Source organism: Serratia sp. DD3, assembly GCF_000496755.2.
The window spans coordinates 1-22,674 of sequence record NZ_AYKS02000031.1; the positions used below are offsets into that span (position 1 = coordinate 1).

Annotated in this window: 22 protein-coding genes and 1 rRNA gene; 9 read left to right on the top strand and 14 right to left on the bottom strand. The window is 49.3% G+C overall.

All coding sequences use genetic code 11. From position 1 onward, the window contains the following. Positions 1 to 249, bottom strand: a 16S ribosomal RNA gene (locus IO95_RS04370); the annotation flags it as partial. 382 nt (positions 250 to 631) lie between these two features. Further along, on the bottom strand, positions 632 to 1,195 hold the full coding sequence (gmhB, locus tag IO95_RS04375; RefSeq protein ID WP_023492800.1) for a D-glycero-beta-D-manno-heptose 1,7-bisphosphate 7-phosphatase: 564 nt from the start codon (positions 1,193 to 1,195) through the stop codon (positions 632 to 634). A 213-nt stretch (positions 1,196 to 1,408) separates the two neighbouring features. On the opposite strand from gmhB, the gene metN reads away from it, so the two are divergent. From metN to IO95_RS04410, 7 genes are all read left to right on the top strand, one after another. Continuing rightward, positions 1,409 to 2,440: a methionine ABC transporter ATP-binding protein MetN gene (metN, locus tag IO95_RS04380; RefSeq protein ID WP_023492799.1), complete on the top strand. Its 1,032-nt coding sequence runs from the start codon at positions 1,409 to 1,411 to the stop codon at positions 2,438 to 2,440. Beyond that, positions 2,433 to 3,086 (top strand): methionine ABC transporter permease MetI, encoded by a 654-nt coding sequence (locus IO95_RS04385; protein WP_023492798.1) that lies wholly within the window; start codon positions 2,433 to 2,435, stop codon positions 3,084 to 3,086. Before metN ends, IO95_RS04385 begins: the two co-directional genes overlap by 8 nt. 111 nt (positions 3,087 to 3,197) lie before the next feature. Further along, positions 3,198 to 4,013: a MetQ/NlpA family lipoprotein gene (locus IO95_RS04390; RefSeq protein WP_023491432.1), complete on the top strand. Its 816-nt coding sequence runs from the start codon at positions 3,198 to 3,200 to the stop codon at positions 4,011 to 4,013. Positions 4,014 to 4,221: 208 nt separating this feature from the next. Further along, entirely contained in the window at positions 4,222 to 4,593 is a 372-nt protein-coding gene (gene rcsF, locus IO95_RS04395) for an Rcs stress response system protein RcsF (protein ID WP_369794331.1), read from the top strand. Continuing rightward, positions 4,590 to 5,297: a tRNA (N6-threonylcarbamoyladenosine(37)-N6)-methyltransferase TrmO gene (gene tsaA / locus IO95_RS04400; protein ID WP_023491430.1), complete on the top strand. Its 708-nt coding sequence runs from the start codon at positions 4,590 to 4,592 to the stop codon at positions 5,295 to 5,297. Before rcsF ends, tsaA begins: the two co-directional genes overlap by 4 nt. A 117-nt stretch (positions 5,298 to 5,414) precedes the next feature. Continuing rightward, the gene (gene proS, locus IO95_RS04405; RefSeq protein WP_023491429.1) at positions 5,415 to 7,133 is read left to right on the top strand and encodes a proline--tRNA ligase; all 1,719 of its coding nucleotides are present in this window, start codon (positions 5,415 to 5,417) and stop codon (positions 7,131 to 7,133) included. A gap of 76 nt (positions 7,134 to 7,209) precedes the next feature. After that, a complete protein-coding gene (locus IO95_RS04410) occupies positions 7,210 to 8,073 on the top strand; it encodes a YaeF family permuted papain-like enzyme (protein WP_023491428.1) in 864 nt (287 codons plus the stop codon). 121 nt (positions 8,074 to 8,194) lie between these two features. Here the strand turns inward: IO95_RS04410 and nlpE are convergent, their stop codons facing one another. From nlpE to IO95_RS04425, 3 genes are read right to left on the bottom strand one after another with little or no spacing between them, the layout of a single operon-like run. Then, positions 8,195 to 8,881 carry an envelope stress response activation lipoprotein NlpE gene (gene nlpE / locus IO95_RS04415; protein ID WP_023491426.1) on the bottom strand — a complete coding sequence of 229 codons (687 nt, stop codon included), beginning with the start codon at positions 8,879 to 8,881 and terminating at the stop codon, positions 8,195 to 8,197. 42 nt (positions 8,882 to 8,923) lie between these two features. Continuing rightward, the gene (arfB, locus tag IO95_RS04420) at positions 8,924 to 9,337 is read right to left on the bottom strand and encodes an alternative ribosome rescue aminoacyl-tRNA hydrolase ArfB (RefSeq protein WP_023491424.1); all 414 of its coding nucleotides are present in this window, start codon (positions 9,335 to 9,337) and stop codon (positions 8,924 to 8,926) included. A gap of 3 nt (positions 9,338 to 9,340) precedes the next feature. After that, on the bottom strand, positions 9,341 to 9,889 hold the full coding sequence (locus IO95_RS04425) for a YaeQ family protein (RefSeq protein ID WP_023491423.1): 549 nt from the start codon (positions 9,887 to 9,889) through the stop codon (positions 9,341 to 9,343). A gap of 211 nt (positions 9,890 to 10,100) precedes the next feature. Here IO95_RS04425 and IO95_RS04430 point away from each other — a divergent pair, with 211 nt between their 5' ends. Both IO95_RS04430 and rof read left to right on the top strand, forming a co-directional pair. Then, positions 10,101 to 10,301 carry a YaeP family protein gene (locus tag IO95_RS04430; protein WP_037384060.1) on the top strand — a complete coding sequence of 67 codons (201 nt, stop codon included), beginning with the start codon at positions 10,101 to 10,103 and terminating at the stop codon, positions 10,299 to 10,301. After that, positions 10,288 to 10,551 (top strand): Rho-binding antiterminator, encoded by a 264-nt coding sequence (rof, locus tag IO95_RS04435; protein WP_023489823.1) that lies wholly within the window; start codon positions 10,288 to 10,290, stop codon positions 10,549 to 10,551. The genes IO95_RS04430 and rof overlap by 14 nt, the downstream gene beginning before the upstream one ends. A gap of 68 nt (positions 10,552 to 10,619) precedes the next feature. On the opposite strand, the gene tilS is transcribed toward rof, so the two are convergent. The 9 genes from tilS to fabZ all read right to left on the bottom strand — a co-directional run bounded on the left by tilS (position 10,620) and on the right by fabZ (position 22,576). Further along, positions 10,620 to 11,936: a tRNA lysidine(34) synthetase TilS gene (tilS, locus tag IO95_RS04440; protein WP_023489822.1), complete on the bottom strand. Its 1,317-nt coding sequence runs from the start codon at positions 11,934 to 11,936 to the stop codon at positions 10,620 to 10,622. Between the two features lie 119 nt (positions 11,937 to 12,055). Continuing rightward, on the bottom strand, positions 12,056 to 12,445 hold the full coding sequence (locus IO95_RS04445) for a VOC family protein (RefSeq protein WP_023489821.1): 390 nt from the start codon (positions 12,443 to 12,445) through the stop codon (positions 12,056 to 12,058). An 85-nt stretch (positions 12,446 to 12,530) separates the two neighbouring features. Next, positions 12,531 to 14,675, bottom strand: a complete 2,145-nt coding sequence (locus IO95_RS04450) for a lysine decarboxylase LdcC (protein ID WP_023489820.1) — start codon at positions 14,673 to 14,675, stop codon at positions 12,531 to 12,533. A 242-nt stretch (positions 14,676 to 14,917) separates the two neighbouring features. Beyond that, complete coding sequence (accA, locus tag IO95_RS04455) at positions 14,918 to 15,877, bottom strand: acetyl-CoA carboxylase carboxyl transferase subunit alpha (RefSeq protein WP_023489819.1); 960 nt, start codon at positions 15,875 to 15,877, stop codon at positions 14,918 to 14,920. Positions 15,878 to 15,889: 12 nt separating this feature from the next. Beyond that, on the bottom strand, positions 15,890 to 19,378 hold the full coding sequence (dnaE, locus tag IO95_RS04460) for a DNA polymerase III subunit alpha (RefSeq protein WP_023489818.1): 3,489 nt from the start codon (positions 19,376 to 19,378) through the stop codon (positions 15,890 to 15,892). A 208-nt stretch (positions 19,379 to 19,586) separates the two neighbouring features. After that, the gene (rnhB, locus tag IO95_RS04465) at positions 19,587 to 20,180 is read right to left on the bottom strand and encodes a ribonuclease HII (protein WP_023489817.1); all 594 of its coding nucleotides are present in this window, start codon (positions 20,178 to 20,180) and stop codon (positions 19,587 to 19,589) included. Continuing rightward, entirely contained in the window at positions 20,174 to 21,325 is a 1,152-nt protein-coding gene (lpxB, locus tag IO95_RS04470) for a lipid-A-disaccharide synthase (protein WP_023489816.1), read from the bottom strand. Before lpxB ends, rnhB begins: the two co-directional genes overlap by 7 nt. 3 nt (positions 21,326 to 21,328) lie before the next feature. Then, positions 21,329 to 22,117, bottom strand: coding sequence for an acyl-ACP--UDP-N-acetylglucosamine O-acyltransferase (lpxA, locus tag IO95_RS04475; protein ID WP_023489815.1), 789 nt, complete (start codon positions 22,115 to 22,117; stop codon positions 21,329 to 21,331). 3 nt (positions 22,118 to 22,120) lie between these two features. Next, the gene (gene fabZ / locus IO95_RS04480) at positions 22,121 to 22,576 is read right to left on the bottom strand and encodes a 3-hydroxyacyl-ACP dehydratase FabZ (RefSeq protein ID WP_015673553.1); all 456 of its coding nucleotides are present in this window, start codon (positions 22,574 to 22,576) and stop codon (positions 22,121 to 22,123) included. Positions 22,577 to 22,674 lie beyond the last annotated feature (98 nt).

Here is a 22,674-nt window from a genome sequence, read left to right on the forward strand (position 1 = left end):
AGCTAATCCCATCTGGGCACATCCGATGGTGTGAGGCCCGAAGGTCCCCCACTTTGGTCTTGCGACGTTATGCGGTATTAGCTACCGTTTCCAGTAGTTATCCCCCTCCATCAGGCAGTTTCCCAGACATTACTCACCCGTCCGCCGCTCGTCACCCAGGGAGCAAGCTCCCCTGTGCTACCGCTCGACTTGCATGTGTTAAGCCTGCCGCCAGCGTTCAATCTGAGCCATGATCAAACTCTTCAATTAAAAGCTTGATTTGCTAAGTTAATAGCGATGCTCAAAGATTACTGCATGAATTTTACTTACATGAGTCACTCTTTAAGACTTGATATTTTTTTGTTGCCGAAGCAACTGGATATCGTCTTGTGAGTGCCCACACAGATTGTCTGATAAATTGTTAAAGAGCAGTGAGTTACTGGCTTCAGCCCGTCAACTCGAGGTGGCGTATATTACGCTTTCCTCTTTCAGAGTCAACCCTAATTTTCAGGTTTTTTCTCTATCGATAGCAATTCACTAAAAACTCGACTTACGGAGACGTTATAAAACAGCCCACTAGCTAGCGCTGATGAGGGATTCACTGCAAAACGGCAGAGATTCCCCCTATTGACTCAAGCGACAGAAAGTATCACTAAGCTCGGTTTTTAATCGCTTCTGGCAGATCTTTCAGGCTGTTTAGCACCCAATCTGCCGCTTTTTCACCGTCCTCAGTGACCGGTTTACCCGTTCGAACCAAGACTTTAGTCCCAACGCCAGCACTGGTGGCCGCCTGCATATCTTCAATTTTGTCGCCAACCATATAAGAGGCAGCCAGGTCGATATTCAGTTCTTTTTGTGCCTGTAATAGCATCCCTGGTTGTGGTTTACGGCAGTCACAGACCTGACGATATTCTTCTATTGCCGCTTCGGGATGATGTGGACAGAAATAGATGCCATCCAAGTCAACATCACGGTCAGCCAATGACCAATCCATCCACTCAGTCAGGCTCATAAACTGCTGTTCACTGAATTTGCCACGGGCAATACCCGATTGGTTGGTCACTAACACTAGCGCGAAACCCATGTTTTTCAGTTCACGGCATGCGTCAATCACACCATCTATAAATTGGAAGTCATCTATTTCATGGACATAACCATGATCGATATTAATCGTGCCATCACGATCTAAAAAAATTGCTGGAACCCGCTGTGTCACCGGTATACTCCTGAAGCGCTAAGAACCGGCATAGTATCGCATGTTTTACTCAAAGCTGAGAACGACGAATGGGCGATGAAGAATAGAGTTAACGTTGACTTGGACGTCTAGACGCCTTAACATCTGTTTCATCCTTGGGTTCAGGCCCTGGTTTATTTTATTTAGCCACCAGCAACATTAGCCACGAGCAACAACGCTAAAAATAAGAAGAATATGATTAAACTTTCTAACATCAGCAAAGTGTTTCAACAGGGAGTGCGCACCATTACGGCACTGTCTGACGTTACTCTTCACGTCCCAGCCGGTCAGATTTATGGCGTTATTGGTGCATCAGGTGCGGGTAAAAGTACGCTGATCCGTTGTGCCAACATGCTTGAGCGGCCAACATCAGGTACTGTTCTGGTCAATGGACAGGATTTGACGGCATTGTCTGAACATGAGTTGACACATGCACGTCGCCAAATTGGCATGATTTTCCAGCACTTTAATCTGCTCTCTTCCCGTACCGTCTTCGGTAATGTGGCGCTGCCATTGGAACTGGGCAGTATGTCACGTGCAGAAATCAAAAAACGGGTCACAGAATTGCTGGAACTGGTTGGCCTGTCAGATAAACATGATGCCTACCCGGCCAATCTGTCTGGTGGTCAGAAACAGCGTGTCGCCATTGCGCGTGCCTTGGCAAGTAACCCTAAAGTCTTACTGTGCGATGAAGCCACCAGCGCGCTAGACCCCGCCACCACCCGATCTATTTTGGAGTTACTGAAAGATATCAACCGTCGTTTGGGGTTAACCATTCTGTTGATCACCCATGAAATGGACGTGGTGAAACGCATCTGTGATCAAGTCGCCGTAATCAGCCAAGGGCAACTGATTGAGAAAGACAGCGTCAGCGAAGTCTTCTCACATCCCAAGACTCCGTTGGCACAACAATTTATCCAAGCCACATTACATCTGGATATCCCGGATGATTATGCCAACCGTCTGGTCCAAGAGCGTGTCGATGGTCGTCACCCGCTGCTGCGACTGGAATTTACCGGTCGATCCGTGGATGCGCCCTTGCTGTCTGAAGCCGCTCGCCGCTTTAATGTGAATAACAACATTATCAGCGCACAGATGGATTACGCTGGCGGTGTGAAATTCGGTGTGATGCTGGCTGAACTCCATGGGACTGACGAAGATGCCCTGGCGGCAATTGAATTCCTAAAAGAAAATCAGGTAAAAGTAGAGGTTCTGGGTTATGTCTGAGGCAATGATGTGGTTAATGGCCCGTGGTGTGTGGGAAACCGTCACGATGACCTTTGTCTCTGGCTTTTTCGGTTTTGTACTTGGCTTGCCAGTTGGCGTGCTACTGTATGTCACCCGTCCAGGGCAAATCATCGCCAATAACACGCTATATAAGATGTTGTCCGGGTTGGTGAACATATTCCGTTCTATCCCGTTCATTATCCTGTTGGTCTGGATGATCCCATTCACCCGAATGATCGTCGGTACCTCCATCGGTTTGCAGGCCGCTATGGTTCCACTCACTGTCGGTGCAGCACCCTTTATTGCACGCATGGTTGAGAACGCCCTGTTGGAGATCCCTTCCGGCCTGGTTGAAGCGGCTCGTGCTATGGGGGCCACCCCGATGCAGATCATAACTAAAGTACTGCTGCCTGAGGCGCTACCTGGTTTGGTGAATGCAGCTACTATCACCTTGATTACCCTGGTCGGTTATTCTGCCATGGGGGGAGCGGTAGGTGCAGGCGGTTTAGGTCAAATTGGTTATCAGTATGGATATATTGGTTATAACGCTACCGTGATGAATACGGTATTAATATTACTGGTTGTCTTGGTCTATCTGATCCAGTTCTGTGGTGATCGCTTGGTTAAGGCCGTGACACACAAATAGCGTTACCCACAAGTTCACATCGACTTGATAGATTTCATCACACAGCCTAGCTGTATCTTGAATGATAGAAAGTAAAGCGTATTTGATATATGAACCTAATGAGGAAGAGATATGTCGTTAAAATTTAAATCCATTGCAGCAGTCGGCGCACTGATCGGCACGTTGGCTCTTGTTGGCTGTGGTCAGGATGAAAAAGATCCAAACCATATCAAGGTGGGGGTTATTGTTGGTGCTGAACAGCAAGTGGCTGAAGTCGCACAGAAAGTCGCTAAAGAGAAGTATGGTTTGGATGTTGAACTGGTGACATTCAATGACTATGTTCTGCCCAATGAAGCCTTAAGCAAAGGGGATATTGATCTGAACGCATTCCAGCACAAACCTTATCTGGATCAGCAAATCAAAGATCGTGGCTATAAACTGGTTTCTGTTGGTAACACCTTCGTTTATCCCATCGCTGGCTATTCCAAGAAAATCAAAGCCGTGTCTGAGTTGAAAGACGGTTCACAAGTGGCATTACCGAATGACCCTACTAATCTGGGTCGTTCCTTGCTGTTGCTGCAAAAAGAAGGGCTGATCAAACTAAAAGATGGCGTTGGTTTACTGCCAACAGTATTGGATGTCACTGAAAATCCAAAAAACCTGAAGTTGGTTGAGCTGGAAGCCCCACAATTACCACGCTCACTCGATGATCAACAAATTGCCTTGGCTATCATCAACACCACCTATGCTAGCCAGATTGGGCTGACACCAGCCAAAGATGGCCTGTTTGTTGAAGATAAAGAGTCTCCTTATGTCAACATCATGGTTGCCCGTGAAGATAACAAGGATGCCGAGAAAGTGAAAAAATTCGCTCAGGCTTACCAGTCTGAAGAAGTTAATCAGGCTGCGAACAAAATCTTCAATGGCGGTGCAGTAAAAGGCTGGTAATCATTGATACCTGTTGCCATACAAACTGCAGCCAACTTGCTGCAGTTTGTAGCAACTTGGGGATAAGATGACGGTCATATAGCTAATATGATAGCGTGAACAAAGACAAATCTTGTTATTTTTGCCAGACATTGCTTCAATAGCGCTACTTTTATAACCAGAAAGAGAAATTTCTATGCGTGTTTTCCCTCTTGGTTTGTTAGCACTTATGCTAACGGGATGTTCTACTTGGCACAGCTCTTCATCCCACAACCTGACTCCTCCGGCAAGTTCTGCATCAAGTAATACCACCTCCTCCGTTTCTGGATCTCGTGCCACCCCCGTTGTTTATAGCAGCGTAGACGAATTAGCGGGTAAACCTTTTCGTGAGTTAGGTACCGTCTCTGGCGAATCTTGCCAAGCCACAATTCAGGATACCCCACCCAATCTGGCTACCGCCCGCAAACGTATGCAAAGCCGCGCATCGACCATGAATGCCAATGTCGTGCTATTGCATGACTGCCAAATTGTCACGGGTGTTGGTAACTGTTACCGACAAGCGATTTGCCAAGGCTCGGCACTTAATGTCTCATCCAAATGAGTGAGTTTGTTGTTAACCAAATCGGCATTATCCGCTCACCCTATAAAGAAAAGTTTGCGGTTCCCCGCCAACCAGGGTTAGTGGAAGATGGGAATGGGGAACTGCTGCTCTTACCGCCATACAATCAAGTAGAAGCGGTGCGCGGCCTCAGCGAATTCAGTCACCTATGGATAATTTTTGTTTTCCATCAAACGATGGCGGGGGGGTGGCGGCCTACGGTACGTCCTCCTCGCCTGGGGGGAAATACTCGTATGGGAGTATTCGCCACCCGTTCAACCTTCCGCCCTAACCCTCTCGGCATGTCATTGATTGAACTCAAAGGCATAGAAACTCAAGGGGATCAGCTGATACTCAAGTTAGGTAGCCTGGACCTGGTTGATGGTACCCCGGTGGTGGACATCAAACCTTATTTACCCTTTGCCGACAGTAAGCCGCAGGCACAAGCAGGTTTTGCTCAATTACCACCCACGGCCGATATGCCGGTTTATTTCTCTACACAGGCGGAGCGACAGTTACAACAGCACCAGCCGCGTTACCCTCACTTACGCCGTTTTATTACTCAGGTTCTCGCGCAAGACCCGCGCCCTGCCTATCGCAAAGAATCAGCGAGCGAGCGTGAATATGCGGTATGGCTGCTGGAGTTCAATGTGCGTTGGCGGCTGGTGAATGGTCAAACAGAAGTGTTGTCATTGGATGTTCGCTAAAATTCCACCTTCTCTCTTTTGACAACCCGCTTGCGCTGGTAAACTAAACCACTTTTGAATATGTTGGCTGCCTCTAACAGCCCGATAAAACTCGCAGTTCTAACGGAACCAAACACCATGCGTACAAGCCAATATCTGCTCTCCACCCTGAAGGAGACCCCTGCCGATGCCGAAGTGATCAGCCACCAGTTGATGCTGCGCGCCGGAATGATCCGCAAGCTGGCCTCCGGTCTTTATACCTGGTTGCCTACTGGCTTGCGAGTGCTCAAGAAGGTTGAAAACATCGTTCGTGAAGAAATGAACAATGCTAATGCGATCGAAGTTTCCATGCCGGTCGTTCAACCCGCCGATCTGTGGCAGGAAAGTGGTCGCTGGGAGCAATATGGCCCGGAATTATTACGTTTTGTTGATCGCGGTGAGCGTCCGTTTGTGCTGGGCCCAACCCATGAGGAAGTGATCACCGATCTGATCCGTAATGAAGTCAGCTCCTACAAGCAACTGCCGCTGAATTTCTTCCAAATCCAAACCAAGTTCCGTGATGAAGTTCGCCCACGTTTTGGTGTGATGCGCGCACGTGAATTCCTGATGAAAGACGCTTACTCGTTCCATACCTCACAGGAATCGTTGCAAACAACCTACGACGCCATGTACCAAGCCTACAGCGCCATCTTTAATCGCATCGGTCTCGATTTCCGTGCCGTACTGGCTGATACCGGCTCGATTGGTGGCAGTGCATCACATGAGTTCCAAGTGCTGGCGGACAGTGGCGAAGATGATATTGTGTTCTCCACCCATTCTGATTATGCCGCCAATATCGAACTGGCTGAAGCAATAGCACCCGCTCATCCGCTGGCCGCAGCAAGCGAAGAACTGCGTATTGTTGACACGCCAAACGCCAAAACCATTGCTGACCTGGTTGAACAGTTCCAGTTTCCGATAGAAAAAACCGTGAAAACCTTAATGGTTCACGCTGATGAGCACAGTGGCCATAAGCTCGTTGCACTCTTGGTGCGTGGTGATCATCAGCTCAATGAAATCAAGGCAGAAAAACTACCTCAAGTCGCCAAGCCGTTGACTTTTGCTACCGAAGAAGAGATCCACGCTATTGTAGGCGCTGGCCCCGGTTCTCTTGGCCCAGTTAACCTGGCCATCCCGCTGGTTATTGATCGCAGTGTTGCAGTAATGAGTGATTTCTCTGCGGGTGCCAATATTGATGGTAAACACTACTTTGGCATTAACTGGCAGCGTGACCTGCCGCTACCAGCCACTGCCGATATCCGTAATGTGGTGGAAGGTGATGCCAGCCCTGATGGGAAAGGCACACTGCTCATCAAACGCGGTATTGAAGTTGGGCATATCTTCCAACTGGGGACCAAATACTCGGAAGCAATGAAAGCAACGGTACAAGGTGAAGATGGCCGTAATCAGGTCTTGACGATGGGATGCTACGGTATTGGTGTTAGCCGAGTGGTGGCCGCCGCTATCGAGCAAAACTACGATGAGCGCGGCATTATTTGGCCGGATGCCATTGCCCCTTTCCAGGTCGCTATTCTACCCATGAATATGCACAAATCCTTCCGTGTGCAAGCGCTGGCGGAAGAGCTGTACGACACGCTACGTTCAAAAGGCATTGACGTTATTCTTGATGATCGTAAAGAGCGTCCTGGGGTTATGTTCGCCGATATGGAGTTGATTGGTGTTCCTCACTCTATTGTGATTGGTGATCGTAACCTCGATAGTGAAGAGATCGAGTACAAAAACCGCCGCGTTGGTGAGAAACAGATGATTAAAACCAGTGAAATCATTGATTTTCTGTTGGCACAAATCAAACGCTGATATCAGTAATCAGTATCTAGAGCACCCGTAATACAGGGTGCTCTACTCAGGAAGCAGGCCAGCAAAGGACTCAATAATGACATTGTCGTGCAAATCCTCCCTCTACCTGATTGCTCTGCTACCGATGTTACTCACTGGCTGTACTATGGATATTGCCTTGTCAGAAAAAGAGCAATCAAAGTCTGCCCAGCCCGTAGATGTGCGATTTCAATCCATCAGTTCCATTCAGGGCAACACCTACCATGAAATCCATCAGGCTGATCTGCAGGAAGGGGATTTGCTGTTTTCCTCCTCCATTGGCCTGACATCACTCGGGATCCGCCTGTTCAGTGCTTCCTCGGTCAGCCATGTCGCTATCTATATTGGTCATGGGCAGGTCGCTGAATCGGTAGGTGCCGGTGTGCAGATTATCACGCTGGAAGAGATGCGCGCACATAGTGACAAGTTGTTCGCTTTACGTATGCCAGGATTAACCGCAGAACAAGCCATTAAAATCCGTGAATTTGCTCAACAAAAGTTAGGCAGTCAATATAACTATCAAGGGATAGTCGAGATGATGCCCTTTATGGTGACGAAACGACTTTGTTCATTAAATCCGTTCTCGCAGGATTTTCGCCAACAATGCGTAAAAGGCATGGCCAAGGCGCAACTCGCGACCCCCACCAATGGTGAATCCCGCTATTTTTGTTCAGAGTTTGTCCTTGCTGCTTTCGAGTATGCCGGGCAACCCGTTACGTTAGCTAAAGCGGGCTGGGTGAGTCCAGGGGATTTACTGCATATGCGACAAGGCGATATTGCCACCATAGCACCCAGTCAGTCGCTGCATTATATCGGTCACATCAAACCAGGGATTTATTTACGCTCAAAAGTGCCAGACAATGATCACTCTTCAGCGATGGAATCCCCTTCACAGTTAGCGAATCAGACCAAAGTACCCTGACTTGCGATCATCAAAAGCGATCCTGAAAATCTCAGGTTGATATCCCGCCCCCCTAAGAACAGCGAGTTTTTCTTACGGTGTACGGGATAAAACGCTCACGATTCAATCAGCTTAAATGCGATCAATGAGCACAACTCTTGCTGTTGTCAAACGTAAATTTACCGTTCGGTTCAGGGACCAGCGACTTTATCGTCCGCCCCTCTTCCATGGAAGGCTGCACACTGAAATGACCATTCAACATTAGAAATACCGGTTCGCCCGGTGCCTTACGAGCCTGCAGATAGCCTTTTTCTAACGCGATGTTATTAACCACCGGGAAGGTTTTACCGGTCACACAATCTTTAAATACCGCGGCATCTGCCAGATAGGTATAGAGCCCGGTCAGTGGCATTGAGGTCTGTGGTAAGGGCTTGCTTACCGGTGACAGCACATAATTCAGCTGGGATACAATCGGAGCACCACTTCGGTCAAGCATTCTCAACACTTTACCTTCCGGGTGAAAATAGCGTTTTTCACCGTTGCTCTCGGTTAATGTCAGCTTATCTGCAGTACGTGCCCAAGTACCATGGCTGGTAAACGTTTGATCGCCACCTTTAGCACCACGATAAGTTTGCTGTAGAACAAAGGTTCCATCTTCATCAAGAAATAGCGAGGTATCTATTCCGCTGCAATCCGCACAAGGCAATAAGCCTTGATAACTTTGTTGCATCGGCTGCAGTGCTTGTTCTTTAGCCGGGTACTGATTATTACACCCCAGCAACGAAAGGGCCCCTGCTGCTAAGAACAGAGCAATCGTTATTGTCTTCACCGTGACTCTCCTGCTGTAATTTATTTTTACCCTGAGTATAACCTACGGATGAACCTTGCTACGTAGCGCTTTAACCGCTCCTTTACGCACTTTGGTTTCCAGACGACGCAACTTTGCCCCTTTGCTGGGTTTGGTTGCGTGGCGAGTTTTTTCAACCACCATCGCCTGCTGAATCAACGCCATCAATCGGGCCAGCGCCGCCTCACGATTTAACTCCTGGCTGCGATACTCCTGAGCTTTAATAATCACCACCCCCTCGGTAGTGATTAAATGATGACTAAACGCCAGTAACCGCTGTTTATAATAGTCTGGCAGGCTAGATGCTCGGATGTCAAAACGCAAGTGAATCGCCGTTGACGCTTTATTGACATGTTGGCCACCCGCCCCTTGGGCACGGATCGCCGTTAACTCTATTTCATTATCCGGGATCATCCGGCTTTTTGACAGTGCTAACACCGATTAATCCTGCGCTTGCTGCCACTGGGCAAATTGAATTTCCAAACTATTCTGAGCATCAGAAAGCCAAATCGTCCCTTCCTGCAAAGTCGCCTGTAGTGTCATATTACGGTTGGCTAATGCCGCCAACTGTGACAATTGCTTATCATCAAGAAAGCGAATGGTCAGATTCTTGTGGTTCGCCACTTTACCCTGCATCCCTTGCCACCAAACGTATCCTGCACGTTCACCATAAGCATAGAGCACCACCCTAGGCGACTGGTTACAGGCTTTTTTAATCCGCTTCTCATCCGGCAAACCCAACTCAATCCACATTTCTAGCCCATTATGGTCGTTCCGTTGCCAAATTTCTGGTTCGTCCTCTGCACTCAACCCCTTGGTAAAGACCAGACGTTCATCCGCATGACAAATCCAGGCCAGTAAGCGGAGCATCATACGTTGCTCCGTTTCTGAAGGATGCTGAGCCAACGTGAGCGTAGTATCGTGGTAAAAATGGCGATCCATATCAGCGATATTGACCGTAGCTTTGTAAATGGTTGCTTTCAGCGCCATGGGTAACCTCATTATTAATCGCTGACAGTGTACTTGATCCAGGCGGTTAGCAGCCAGTACAGCGATAAAGATGGGTGTTAGAAAGCCGTTACCAAGACTTAATAACTCAACAACAGCTGTGCTATAGTCGTCTAGATAGGATATAACTCCGAGTATCTCTCTCTATTCCCTGCGGTATGCCGGTAATAGACAGATCTTGAAGGAGGATATTGTGCAACAATATTGTGAGTTAGTACGCCGTTTTTATGCTCAGATCGGCAGTGGGGATCTGGGTTACGTGCCTGATGCGTTAGCCTGCGTTTTAAAGGCATTGGACGAAGTGGCAGCAAATAGCGAGCTATCGTCCTCCATTAGAGAACAGGCGGCTTTTGCCGCCGCTAACTTATTGGTGAGCGACTATGTTGATAAATGATGAATACCACCCCATCAATTGTGATGACTACGACAACTTAGAACTCGCCTGTCAGCATAAGTATATTCTGAAGTTGGCGTTACGCGACGGGGAAATCATCGAAGCGAAAGCCCTCGACCTGTTGCAAAAGAAGCGCGTGGAGTATCTCACCATCGAGCAAAATGGGAGTCAACGGGATATACGTCTGGACCATATCGGCAGTTTTAGCCATCCAGATATAGGTACCATTGTCGTCAGTCTTTCCGATTGACCAGGCCGGTAATTTAATCACTACAGGGCAGCCGTTAGGCTGCCCTTCTCATTTTCAGCCAATAGCGGTTACTCTTGCTGCCAGCGAAAGCGATAAGCCGGCTCCCCGGCAGGCACTTGCCCCTCTTCGGTAATAAACAGGCCAATAGCGGCAATCAACTGCTCATCATAATAGAGTAACGGGGTACGTTGACGCAGCCAGGGGGGGACACCCAACTCCTGCCACAATTTTTTTATCGGTCTTGATCCACTACGGCCGATGATACGTACCCGCCCGGTGGCGGCGAAACGAACACTGACCTGTTCATGTTGCTGCGGTGCTCGCACTCGGCATTCACCCTCACCAACCCACAAGGTGCCTAACCCATCAGGCAATACCAAGGCAGCATCGGCATCACATTGCCAAGGTAACTGTTTTTCACTCAAATCACGCATCCGCGGCAGTAGATACAAGCGCTGACGGAAACGACGAATCTGGTAGTCACCTAATTGTAATTGCGGTTCTGCATCAGCCTGGCTCAAAGCCACCTCATGCCAAAGTTTATGCAAGCCATCGCGCGCAGGGAGAGATACACCAAACAAGGCGATCCAACGGCGCAACAACGCATAACGCTTGGCATCTGAACACGTTTGTAACCCGGTGATAGCCAGTGAATTGTGCTGATCCAGCAACAAGGCCAACTGCTCTGCTAGCAGCTCATCAAGCAGTTGCTCTTGCTCGGCACATAAGCTGGCACTGCGTGCCGTTGCAGCGGCAAAATGTGGCCAACGTTGATTTAATAAGGGCAGGACATTCAGGCGCAAAAAATTACGATCAAAACGGCAGTCCTGGTTGCTGTCATCCTCGATCCAACTAAGTTGATACTGCTGTGCGTAAAGCTCCAATTGCTGGCGTGAGAATGGCAACAATGGCCGCAGCAAGAAATTATTTCCCAGATGCGTTCTTGCTGCCATAGCAGAAAGCCCCGCAGGACCGCTACCCCGTTTTAAAGCCAACAAAAAGGTTTCACATTGGTCATCAAGATGTTGTGCCGTCAGCAGAGCTTCACCTACCAACAGGGTTTCACTGAAAGCCTGGTATCGCACCGCTCTGGCCGCGGCCTCAATCCCCCCGGCTCGACCATCCACCTTCACTTGCTGAACCACCAGCGGCATCTGCCAAGACTCACACTGTTGTTGGCAATGCGCCACCCAACTATCGGCAAAGTCACTCAACCCATGATGGACATGCACCGCACGCAGCACCAGATCAGGCTGCTGTTGGCGCAATTGAACCAACAAATGCAGCAATACCGTGGAGTCTAACCCCCCACTAAACGCCACCAAGAGTTGGCGCTCACTCCCCAGAAAATCTCTGATTTGCCTAACAAGCGGATTCGTATTCATCGATTGCGCAGAGTTTGCACCCTATCATCATTGTGTTTATTACAGTTAACAGTATTTATTACAGTTAACAGTGTTTATTACAGTTCACCGTGTTTATTACAGTTCACAGCCTGAATAAACTAGAGCTCATATAATTCCAGCGGTAACCCATCTGGATCATTGAAAAAAGTAAAGCGGGACTGGGTATAGGGATCAATACGTACCGCTTCACAGGTGACGCCTGCCGCCTGTAAATGGGCTATTGCCGCATCAATATCTGCCACACTGAATGCCAAGTGACGCAGGCCGCAGGCCTCTGGATGACTAGGCCGTGCTGGCGGCGATGGGAACGAAAACAGCTCAATCGTGTATTGACCATTCAGTGCCAGATCCGCTTTCCAGGAGTCTCGCTCCTGACGATAGACCTCTGCTAACAGGGTAAACCCTAAAATGTCGCAGTAAAAATGTTTACTGACCGGGTAATCAGACGCTATCACCGCGATATGGTGAACTTGCTGCAAAGCCAACATAAATAAACTCCACTATTTTGCCATCCACTATGTTGCCATCCACCTGAAAAATGCCTTCAGGTCCAAAAGATAAGCGATGACGCCATCAAACCGCGGTTGTTTTCAAAACATTCACTAGATAACGACCATCTTCAGTCAATTTGGCTCCGTGAATATCGGTTTCAAACCCTGGATAATGTTCACCAATTGAACACAGCATCAGCAGAAAATCGAGCACGCCGCGACTCTCTTCGGTGATCATCTCGCCAGGCATCACCAAAGGCACGCCAGGTGGATAGGGCAAGATCATGTTGGCGGCAACCCTGCCGATCAAGTGGTCAATCTCGCAGGTTTCGACATTACCACTCACCTGCTGCTGGAACATCTGGTAAGGGGTCAGTTTCATCTCTGGTAACACATCAAATGCGCACAGCATCAAGTGAGGTAAATTATGCTTGCAGATTAATTGGTGGATCCCGGCCGCCAGATCCTGAATGCGCATATTACGGTAAAAATCAGGATCCTCTGCATAGAGATCCGGCAGCATGTTCTTTATTAATAAATTGAGATCATAGCCACGTTTGAAATCGGTCAGACTACGCAGCAGGCTCATAGCCTTGGTTTTATCGATGCCAATACTGAACAAAAACAGCAAATTGTAAGGTCCGGTTTTTTCAACCACAATCCCGCGTTGATCAAGATATTTGGCCACCAGGGCGGCAGGGATACCTGAATCTTCCAACTCCCCCAGTTCATTCATGCCAGGCGTCAAGATGGTGACCTTGATGGGGTCCAGATACATATGGTCAGCATCGGTATGGCCGAAACCATGCCAGTTATCGTCAGGATCCAGTGGCCAGCACTCTGCCTCATCGATTTTTCCTGGCTGCCAGATATCAAAAAACCAGCTATCACTCTCATCTCGCAAGCGTTGTATTTCACGACGAAAATGCAATGCTCGCTCTACTGAACGATTAATGATCCGTCGCCCAGGGTTACCACGCAGCATCGCTGCGGCGGTCTCCATCGAAGCGACAATGCCATAATGCGGAGAAGTGGTGGTATGCATCATATAGGCTTCATTAAAGGTGCCCTCGTCGTAGTCACCCTTAATGTGGATCATTGAAGCCTGTGAAAAAGCCGCCAACAGTTTATGTGTCGATTGCGTTTCATAAATCACCTTACCTGGAATACGCTCGCCACTCATGCCACTTTTTCCAGCGTAAATCGGGTGAAAATTGGTGTAAGGTACCCATGCTGAATCAAAGTGAATCGATGCTACATCCAACGTCTGTTTGATGTAATCCGTGTTGTACAACAGACCATCATAGGTCGAATTAGTGATCACCGCATGCACTGGCCAACTGGCATTGGTGGTTTCTGCCACCCGTTTGGCAATGCTATCGTGGGTAAACTCTCGCTGAGGGATGCCACCTAAAATACCATACGCATTACGCAATGGACGCAGGTAAATGGGCACGATGTCGCACATCATCAACAAATGACATAAGGATTTATGGCAATTGCGATCAATCAGCACGGTACGCCCCGCCGGAATGGCATACATCCCGACAATCTTGTTGGCAGTAGAGGTGCCATTGGTGACCAGATAGCTCTGTTCTGCATTGAAAGTACGGGCAATATACTCTTCTGCTTCCAAATGCGGCCCACTGTGATCAAGTAATGAACCCAGTTCAGTTACCGAAACTGAAATATCGGCCTTTAAGGTGTTGGCACCAAAAAAATCATAAAACAGGCTGCCTACCGGACTTTTCTGAAATGCCGTCCCCCCCATATGGCCTGGGGTACAGAAAGTATATTTCCCCTCTTTCACATAGGTAAACAACGCCTTAGTTAGTGGCGGTGTGATGGTATCAATATATTCATCGGTATACTGCCGAATGCGTTGGGCGATATCATCGGCCGTACTCAGGCCATACTCAAAGAAATAGAGCACCATGCGCATTTCGTGCAGGGTGACATCAAACGTCGAATGCGTGTTGATAAAGGCATACAGTGGCAAATACTCATTGAGATCGTTGATTTCGCTGCATAACTCAAGACTGTAATCATCCCAATCGAAAATCACACCACAAATGCGCGCATTGTCCTCAATCAACTTCAACAAGTCGCCACTATTTTTGGGATAGACCAGTTGGAATCCCATTGCAGCCAGGGCAGTGTGCAGCTCCCGGATGGGCTCATCTTTGTAATAAACGCCCATCGGGCTCATGATTGCAATGATATTCATCGAATCTATCCTGTTAATTAGCCACCACTGGCTTATGTCCCAAGTTCATTCGAGTTACAGTTAGGCGGCAAGGGCGTAAATCCCAAGGAGCATAGGTAAACTATATGACTAGGGTGAACGCACGTAGCCAACACCACTGCCGCTTGAATGGCAACGGGTAGACACAAACGACAAGGGTGCTGAGGGTTACCAGGAGAAACCTGCTAACACCGCCAACACCCTTGTTAACCTGCTACTAAATATTAGCAGTAACCGTAATTCATCAACCGCTGATAACGACGATTGAGCAATTCTTCGTTACTCAGATTATCCAATTCCGCCAGGTCCGCCAGCAACTGTGCCTTCAGCGAAGCCGCCATGGCGGGAACATCACGATGTGCAGAACCCAGTGGCTCAGGGATCACCGAATCGATCAGCTTTAACTCTTTCAAACGTGGAGCCGTAATACCCATGGCTTCCGCGGCAATCGGCGCTTTATCGGCACTTTTCCACAGAATGGAAGCGCAACCCTCTGGCGAAATCACCGAATAAGTGCTGTATTGCAGCATATTGACTTTATCACCCACACCAATCGCCAGCGCACCACCAGATCCCCCTTCACCGATGACCGTACAGATCACCGGAATATTCAGGCGGGACATTTCACGCAAGTTACGCGCGATAGCTTCCGATTGACCACGCTCTTCCGCCCCCACGCCTGGATAAGCACCGGGAGTATCGATGAAAGTAATCAGCGGCATTTTGAAGCGGGAAGCCATTTCCATCAGGCGTAACGCCTTACGGTAACCTTCCGGTGCCGGCATACCAAAGTTACGACGAATTTTCTCTTTGGTTTCGCGCCCTTTCTGATGACCAATGATCATCACCGGGCGGCCATCGAGCCGCGCAATCCCCCCCACAATAGCTTTGTCATCGGCATAGGCACGATCACCTGCCAACTCTTCAAAATCAGTGAAGATATACTTGATATAATCCAGCGTATAAGGACGGAGTGGGTGACGGGCGAGTTGGGCAATCTGCCAAGCCCCAAGATCAGAAAAAATCTTGCGTGTCAGCTCAACGCTCTTTTCGCGTAATCGCTCAACCTCTTCATCTAGATTAATATCTAACTTTTCGTCTTGACGGCTGACTGAGGTCAGCGAGTCAATTTTCGCTTCCAACTCTGCAATCGGCTGTTCAAAATTAAGAAAATTCAGACTCATAGTGTTCCTATTTTAGTCAAATTCCAGTTCAACCTGTTCATTACCTACCAAGGTCCGCAAATCAATCAACAAGCGGTCAGTGGGTGTCACGCGCCAGGTTGCACCAAAGCGTAGTCTGGCTCGTGCATCTTCCCGTTGATAGTAGAGATGCACTGGAATCGTCCCCGAGCGATGAGGTTCCAAAGACTGACGGAGACGGTTCAAAAGCTGTTCATCAATTTGCCTGTCCGTTAGCGAGATAGCAAGCCCACGGGCATATTTTTCACGGGCGTCACTGATGTCCATGAGTTCACGGGCTGTCATTTTAAGCCCACCATTAAAGTCATCAAAGCTGACCTGTCCATTCGCAATCAGGATACGGTCTTTTTCCAACAAATGCTGGTATTTTTCCAATGCATCGGTAAATAACATCACATCCAGGCGGCCAGAACGATCATCCAGTGTACAGATGCCAATGCGATTACCCCGTTTGGTCATCATCACCTTACAAGCAATCACCAACCCGACTGCCGTCGTCATTTTACCCCGATCGGTCGGATGCATATCTTTCAGCCGCTGCCCACCCGCATAACGTTCAATCTCTTTCAAATATTGGGTAATCGGATGGCCAGTAAGGTAGAGCCCCAAGGTTTCCCGTTCACCATCGAGCACCACCTGTTCCTGCCAGCGCGGGACATTCGCGTAAGATTGCTCAACCTGCTCTGGCGCTTCTGCCAATACGCCAAACATATCCGCCTGACCTATGGCTTCCGCTTTAGCATGTTGATCGGCTGCTTTCAGTGCATCATTCAGCGAATTCATCAGTGCCGCACGGTGTGGCCCCAGGCGATCAAACGCCCCGGACATAATCAGTTTTTCCAGTATCCGACGGTTGAGTTTTTTGGTATCAGTACGGGCGCACAGGTCAAACAGGTCCTTGAAATAGCCCTGCTCCCCACTATTACGGGCTTCGATAATGGCCTCTATTGGCCCTTCCCCCACACCTTTAATCGCGCCAATGCCGTAAACAATCTCACCTTCGCCATTAACATGGAAATGATACTGCCCACTATTGATGTCCGGCGGCAGAATTTTTAACTCCATGCGCCAGCACTCATCCACCAGCCCGACGACCTTATCGGTATTATCCATATCAGCGGTCATCACCGCCGCCATAAACTCGGCGGGATAGTGAGCTTTCAACCACAGCGTCTGGTATGACACCAGTGCATAGGCTGCTGAGTGAGATTTGTTGAAGCCGTAACCGGCAAATTTCTCTACCAGGTCAAAAATCTTCATCGACAGTTCGCCGTCGACACCCATGCTTTTCGCACCGTCCTCAAACACTGAACGCTGCTTCGCCATCTCTTCCGGCTTTTTCTTACCCATGGCACGGCGCAACATATCTGCACCGCCCAGCGTATACCCCGCCAGAACCTGGGCAATCTGCATGACCTGTTCCTGATACAGGATAATGCCATAGGTGGGTTCTAGCACCGGTTTCAACGACTCATGCTGCCATTGGATATCAGGATAGGAGATCTCTTCACGGCCATGTTTACGGTCGATAAAGTTATCCACCATACCTGACTGCAATGGCCCAGGCCGGAACAGCGCCACCAGCGCGATCATATCTTCAAAACAGTCAGGCTTGAGGCGTTTGATCAAGTCTTTCATGCCACGGGATTCAAGCTGGAACACCGCCGTGGTTTCCGAACGCTGCAGCATGTCAAAACTTTTCTTGTCATCCAGTGGGATAGCAGAAATATCTATTGGCTCCAGCCCACTTCTAGCGCGACGGGCATTGATCATCTCCAACGCCCAATCGATGATGGTCAGGGTACGCAGCCCCAAGAAGTCGAATTTTACCAGCCCGGCATATTCCACATCGTTCTTGTCAAACTGGGTAACTGGATGCTGGCCTTCCGCATCGCAATATAGTGGAGCAAAGTCAGTAATTTTGGTGGGTGCGATCACCACCCCCCCGGCGTGTTTCCCGGCGTTGCGCGTCACCCCTTCCAGTTTGCGCGCCATATCGATCAACGCTTTGACTTCTTCGTCGGCCTCATAAATTTCTGGGAGTTGCGGTTCTGCGGCAAACGCCTTCTCTAGCGTCATGCCGGGGTCAGGGGGGACCAACTTGGAAATACGGTCCACAAAACCGTAAGGGTGCCCCAACACACGCCCCACATCGCGAATTACCGCTTTCGCCGCCATGGTACCAAAGGTAATAATCTGTGATACCGCTTCACGGCCATACATATCGGCGACGTGTTCGATCACCTGATCACGCTTTTCCATACAGAAATCAACGTCGAAATCGGGCATTGAAACACGTTCAGGGTTCAAAAAACGTTCGAACAGTAGGTCAAACGCCAGAGGATCAATGTCGGTGATTTTGAGCGCATAAGCCACGAGTGAGCCTGCACCAGAACCGCGCCCAGGGCCAACAGGCACGTTATTATCTTTCGACCACTGAATGAACTCCATAACAATCAGGAAGTAGCCAGGGAACCCCATCTGATTGATGACTTCCAGTTCCACATCCAGGCGTTCATCATACTCAACACGCCGTTGGCTGCGAACTTCAGGGTCTGGGAACAGGAACTCAAGACGCTCCTCCAACCCGGCTTTAGACTTCACCACCAGGAAGTCTTCAGTGGTCATATCCCCGGTAGGAAACTGTGGCAGGAAATACTCACCCAAGCGGATGGTCACATTACAGCGTTTAGCAATCTCGACACTGTTGAGTAGGGCTTCTGGAATGTCAGCAAACAGCTCACACATTTCATCTTCACTACGCAGATACTGCTGTGGGCTGTAGTTTCGTGGTCGTTTGGGGTCATCTAAGGTAAAACCATCATGGATCGCCACCCGGATCTCATGGGCGTCAAAGTCATCTTCTACAAGAAAACAGACCTCATTGGTGGCTACCACCGGCAACCCTCGTTCAGTGGCCAGTGCTACAGCGGCGTGCAAATAGTTTTCTTCATCTGCACGCGCCGTGCGGATCAGTTCAAGATAATAACTGTCTGGAAAATAACATTGGTAAAACTCGAGGCATTGGTCAACCAGAGCCTGGTTGCCCCGTAACAAAAATTTGCCAACATCCCCCATGCGCCCACCGGAGAGCAGGATTAAACCCGCCCGATGTTCAATTAACCAATCACGATCAATGATCGGCCCCATCGCACCATAACCGCGCTGATAGGCTTTGGAGATCAATAAGGTGAGATTCTGATAACCTTCATTGTTGGCGGCAAGGACGGTAAGCTGTGCCAGCTCATCACCCAACATGTCACTTTGTACCAGGAAATCCGCACCGATTATCGGCTTGACCCCAGCACCATGTGCATCGCCATAAAATTTCACCAACCCACATAAGTTAGTGAAATCGGTGATCGCCAGGGCTGGCATGCCTTGCGCAGCTGCTCTTTTCACCAACGGACCAATCTTGGCTAGCCCATCCACCATGGAGTAATCACTGTGGACACGAAGATGAATAAAACGAGGTTCGGCCATATCGAGATACCAACGTAGGTAGGTTCAGCAAACTGAACCCAGGTTAACTCAGATTGTTCAGCCTAATGAGGCCAATATACCCGTCGCCAATCAAACTGCAGCGGTGTTGGCCGCCTTCGCTCACCCGAATCACTTACTCTAGTAAGCTCATCGGGATTCGTTCAGTTGCCGCCTACCTGCAACTTGATTGGACTTGGGGATAGATAAATTACTGCCCCAGTACTCTTCTGACTGGTGCAAAACTGCGGCGATGGTGTTCTGTAGCCCCGAATGTCGCCAGCTTCTCCAGATGGTACGCCGTCGGGTAGCCTTTATGTTGGGCAAAGCCATATTCCGGAAAAGCCAAGTCGAGCTCGGCCATTTCTCGATCACGCGTCACCTTTGCCAGGATTGATGCTGCACTGATTTCCGCGACTCGACTGTCCCCTTTCACCACCGCCAATGAACGCATCGGTAATGTGGGGCAACGGTTTCCGTCAATCAACACCATATCAGGTTCAATATGCAAGCCGGCCACTGCACGCTGCATCGCCAACATAGTGGCATGCAGGATATTCAGTTGATCGATTTCACTGGCTTCAGCACGCCCCAAACTCCAGGAATACGCTTTGTCCATGATTTCGTCATACAATGCCAGACGGCGCTTTTCACTGAGTTTTTTTGAATCCGCCAGGCCGACAATCGGTTTGGCCGGATCAAGAATCACTGCGGCAGTCACTACCGCCCCCACCAGAGGCCCCCGTCCAACTTCATCTACCCCGGCAAACAGCCGGGCTGCAGGATAAACAAAGGGTTCTAGCATGATGTTGCCAACTCCAACACGGCCTGGGCAGCCTGTTCGTCAGCGCCACAGCGAATACTCTGATGAAGAGCCAAAAATGTCTGCTTCAACTGCTCGGTTTGCGAACTCTCTTCCAACAAGGGCAGCAGTGCCCTTGCCAGCTTATCCGGCACACAATCGTGCTGTAACAGTTCGGTGACGATTTCACGTCCAGCCAACAAGTTTGGCAACGAAACATAGGGCGTTTTCACCAGACGCTGGGCTAACCAAAAGGTAGAAGGCTTCATCCGATAACCCACCACCATAGGGCATTTCGCCAGCATGCATTCCAAAGCCGCAGTACCTGAAGCCAACAACGCCGCATCACTGGCAACCATGGCCTCACGCCCTTTGCCATCCAGCAGGCGAATATTGAGCTCCGGTGCTATCTGAGCCTTGATAGCTTCGAACTGTTGACGCCGTTTAGCATTAACTAGCGGCACAATCACCACCAGCTCCGGATAATGGTGGCGTAGCAACTGTGCAGTCTTGATAAAGTCGCCACTCAACATTTCCACTTCAGCACCACGACTGCCAGGCAGCAGAGCCAAACAGCGAGCATTGGGGGCGATACCCAACGCTAAACGTGCAGCTTGCTTATCTGGCTGCAGCGGCATGGCATCAGCCATGGTATGGCCGATAAAACGACAAGGGACGTTGAAACGGTCGTAAAACGCTTTTTCAAAAGGAAGAAATGCCAGCACCAAATTGGTTGCTTTAGCAATTTTGAAAATGCGTTTTTGTCGCCAGGCCCAGACTGATGGGCTGACATAGTGAATAGTACGGATGCCCTGTTTTTTCAGGCGCCCTTCCAGAGTAATATTGAAATCCGGCGCATCAATACCTACAAACACATCGGGCTGCAACTCACTAAACCGACGAGTCAAATCCTGGCGAATCTTCAGTAAACGAGGCAAACGCCCAAGGACTTCTACCACCCCCATAACCGCCAGCTCTTCCATTTCATACCAGGCTTCACACCCTGCCGCCTGCATCAATGGCCCTGCAACACCAACAAAACGGGCTTCAGGATGATGAGCCTTCAATGCATGGATTAAACCAGCCCCCAAGATATCACCGGAGGTTTCTCCGGCGACCAATCCAATAGTCAGTGGACGATTTTGCATAGCTCAGCGAATAATCCCGCGGGTTGAGCGGGCGAAGAAATCGAGGAACGACTGCACCACCGGTTGCTCTTTCGTCAATTCGTCAATCTCTGCTTTGGCTTCATCCAACGTTTTCTCGCTACGATAGAGGATTTTGTAGGCATTACGGATCGCCTGCACTTGATCCTTATCAAAGCCGCGACGTTTCAGGCCAACGGTATTCACACCAAACGGCGTTGCATGGTTACCTTGCGCAATAACGAAAGGCGGCACATCTTGCGCCACACCGGAGCACCCCCCCACCATCACATGAGCACCAATAACACAGAACTGATGGACTGCACTCATGCCACCAATGATGGCGTAGTCGTCTATTTCCACATGGCCGGCCAGCGTCGCATTATTTGCCAATATGCAGGAGTTACCCACCACGCAATCATGGGCAATATGGACATTCACCATCAGCAGATTATCGTTTCCCACCTTGGTCAGGCCCGACGCCTGCACCGTACCGCGGTGGATGGTGACACTTTCACGGATACGGTTACGGTCACCGACCTCAACACGTGTCGGCTCACCGGCATATTTTAGATCCTGGTTCACTTCACCAATGGAAGCGAACTGATAAATCTGGTTATCGCGACCAATTTTGGTAATACCGTTCACCACCACATGGGATTTCAGGAGGGTACCTGCGCCGATTTCCACCTGAGGACCAACGTAACAGAAAGGGCCAATATGCGCCCCCGCACCGATGATGGCTCCCTTTTCAACAATTGCTGCAGGATGGATAAAGGCGGTTTTATCAATCACAGATTATGCCTCCCGGCTGCGGGCACACATCATGGTTGCTTCGCAGACAATTTTTCCATCAACGGTTGCCACGCCTTTAAAGCGCGTCAGACCGCGACGAGTTTTTTCGAAAGTGACTTCCATAATCATCTGGTCACCAGGCACCACTGGGCGTTTGAAACGCGCTTCGTCAATCCCGGCAAAATAGTACAATTCACCCGGTTCCAGTTTGCCTACACTCTTAAATGCCAGAATACCGGTAGCCTGTGCCATTGCTTCTAAAATCAACACACCCGGGAAAATCGGTTTACCTGGGAAATGGCCCTGGAAAAACGGCTCATTGACCGATACGTTCTTCACTGCCCGCAGATATTTATGTTCTTCGAACTCTAGTACACGATCAACCAGCAAAAACGGATAACGATGAGGAAGAAGTTCCAAAATTTCTGCTATATCTAGAGTATGAGTGTCTGTAGTCAAAATACTCTTCCTGTCTTTAAAAACTTAAAGTATCAACAACACGGCCTGCTTTATGCCAAAAGAAGGGCATCCGGCAGGCCGCAAATTAACATCACTTT

Coding starts and splice junctions, on each gene's coding strand:
- metN (WP_023492799.1), top strand. CDS start 1,409: ATGATTAAACTTTCTAACATCAGCAAAGTGTTTCAACAGGGAGTGCGC.
- IO95_RS04385 (WP_023492798.1), top strand. CDS start 2,433: ATGTCTGAGGCAATGATGTGGTTAATGGCCCGTGGTGTGTGGGAAACC.
- IO95_RS04390 (WP_023491432.1), top strand. CDS start 3,198: ATGTCGTTAAAATTTAAATCCATTGCAGCAGTCGGCGCACTGATCGGC.
- rcsF (WP_369794331.1), top strand. CDS start 4,222: ATGCTAACGGGATGTTCTACTTGGCACAGCTCTTCATCCCACAACCTG.
- tsaA (WP_023491430.1), top strand. CDS start 4,590: ATGAGTGAGTTTGTTGTTAACCAAATCGGCATTATCCGCTCACCCTAT.
- proS (WP_023491429.1), top strand. CDS start 5,415: ATGCGTACAAGCCAATATCTGCTCTCCACCCTGAAGGAGACCCCTGCC.
- IO95_RS04410 (WP_023491428.1), top strand. CDS start 7,210: ATGACATTGTCGTGCAAATCCTCCCTCTACCTGATTGCTCTGCTACCG.
- IO95_RS04425 (WP_023491423.1), bottom strand. CDS start 9,889: ATGGCGCTGAAAGCAACCATTTACAAAGCTACGGTCAATATCGCTGAT.
- rof (WP_023489823.1), top strand. CDS start 10,288: ATGTTGATAAATGATGAATACCACCCCATCAATTGTGATGACTACGAC.
- tilS (WP_023489822.1), bottom strand. CDS start 11,936: ATGAATACGAATCCGCTTGTTAGGCAAATCAGAGATTTTCTGGGGAGT.
- IO95_RS04445 (WP_023489821.1), bottom strand. CDS start 12,445: ATGTTGGCTTTGCAGCAAGTTCACCATATCGCGGTGATAGCGTCTGAT.
- IO95_RS04450 (WP_023489820.1), bottom strand. CDS start 14,675: ATGAATATCATTGCAATCATGAGCCCGATGGGCGTTTATTACAAAGAT.
- accA (WP_023489819.1), bottom strand. CDS start 15,877: ATGAGTCTGAATTTTCTTAATTTTGAACAGCCGATTGCAGAGTTGGAA.
- dnaE (WP_023489818.1), bottom strand. CDS start 19,378: ATGGCCGAACCTCGTTTTATTCATCTTCGTGTCCACAGTGATTACTCC.
- rnhB (WP_023489817.1), bottom strand. CDS start 20,180: ATGCTAGAACCCTTTGTTTATCCTGCAGCCCGGCTGTTTGCCGGGGTA.
- lpxB (WP_023489816.1), bottom strand. CDS start 21,325: ATGCAAAATCGTCCACTGACTATTGGATTGGTCGCCGGAGAAACCTCC.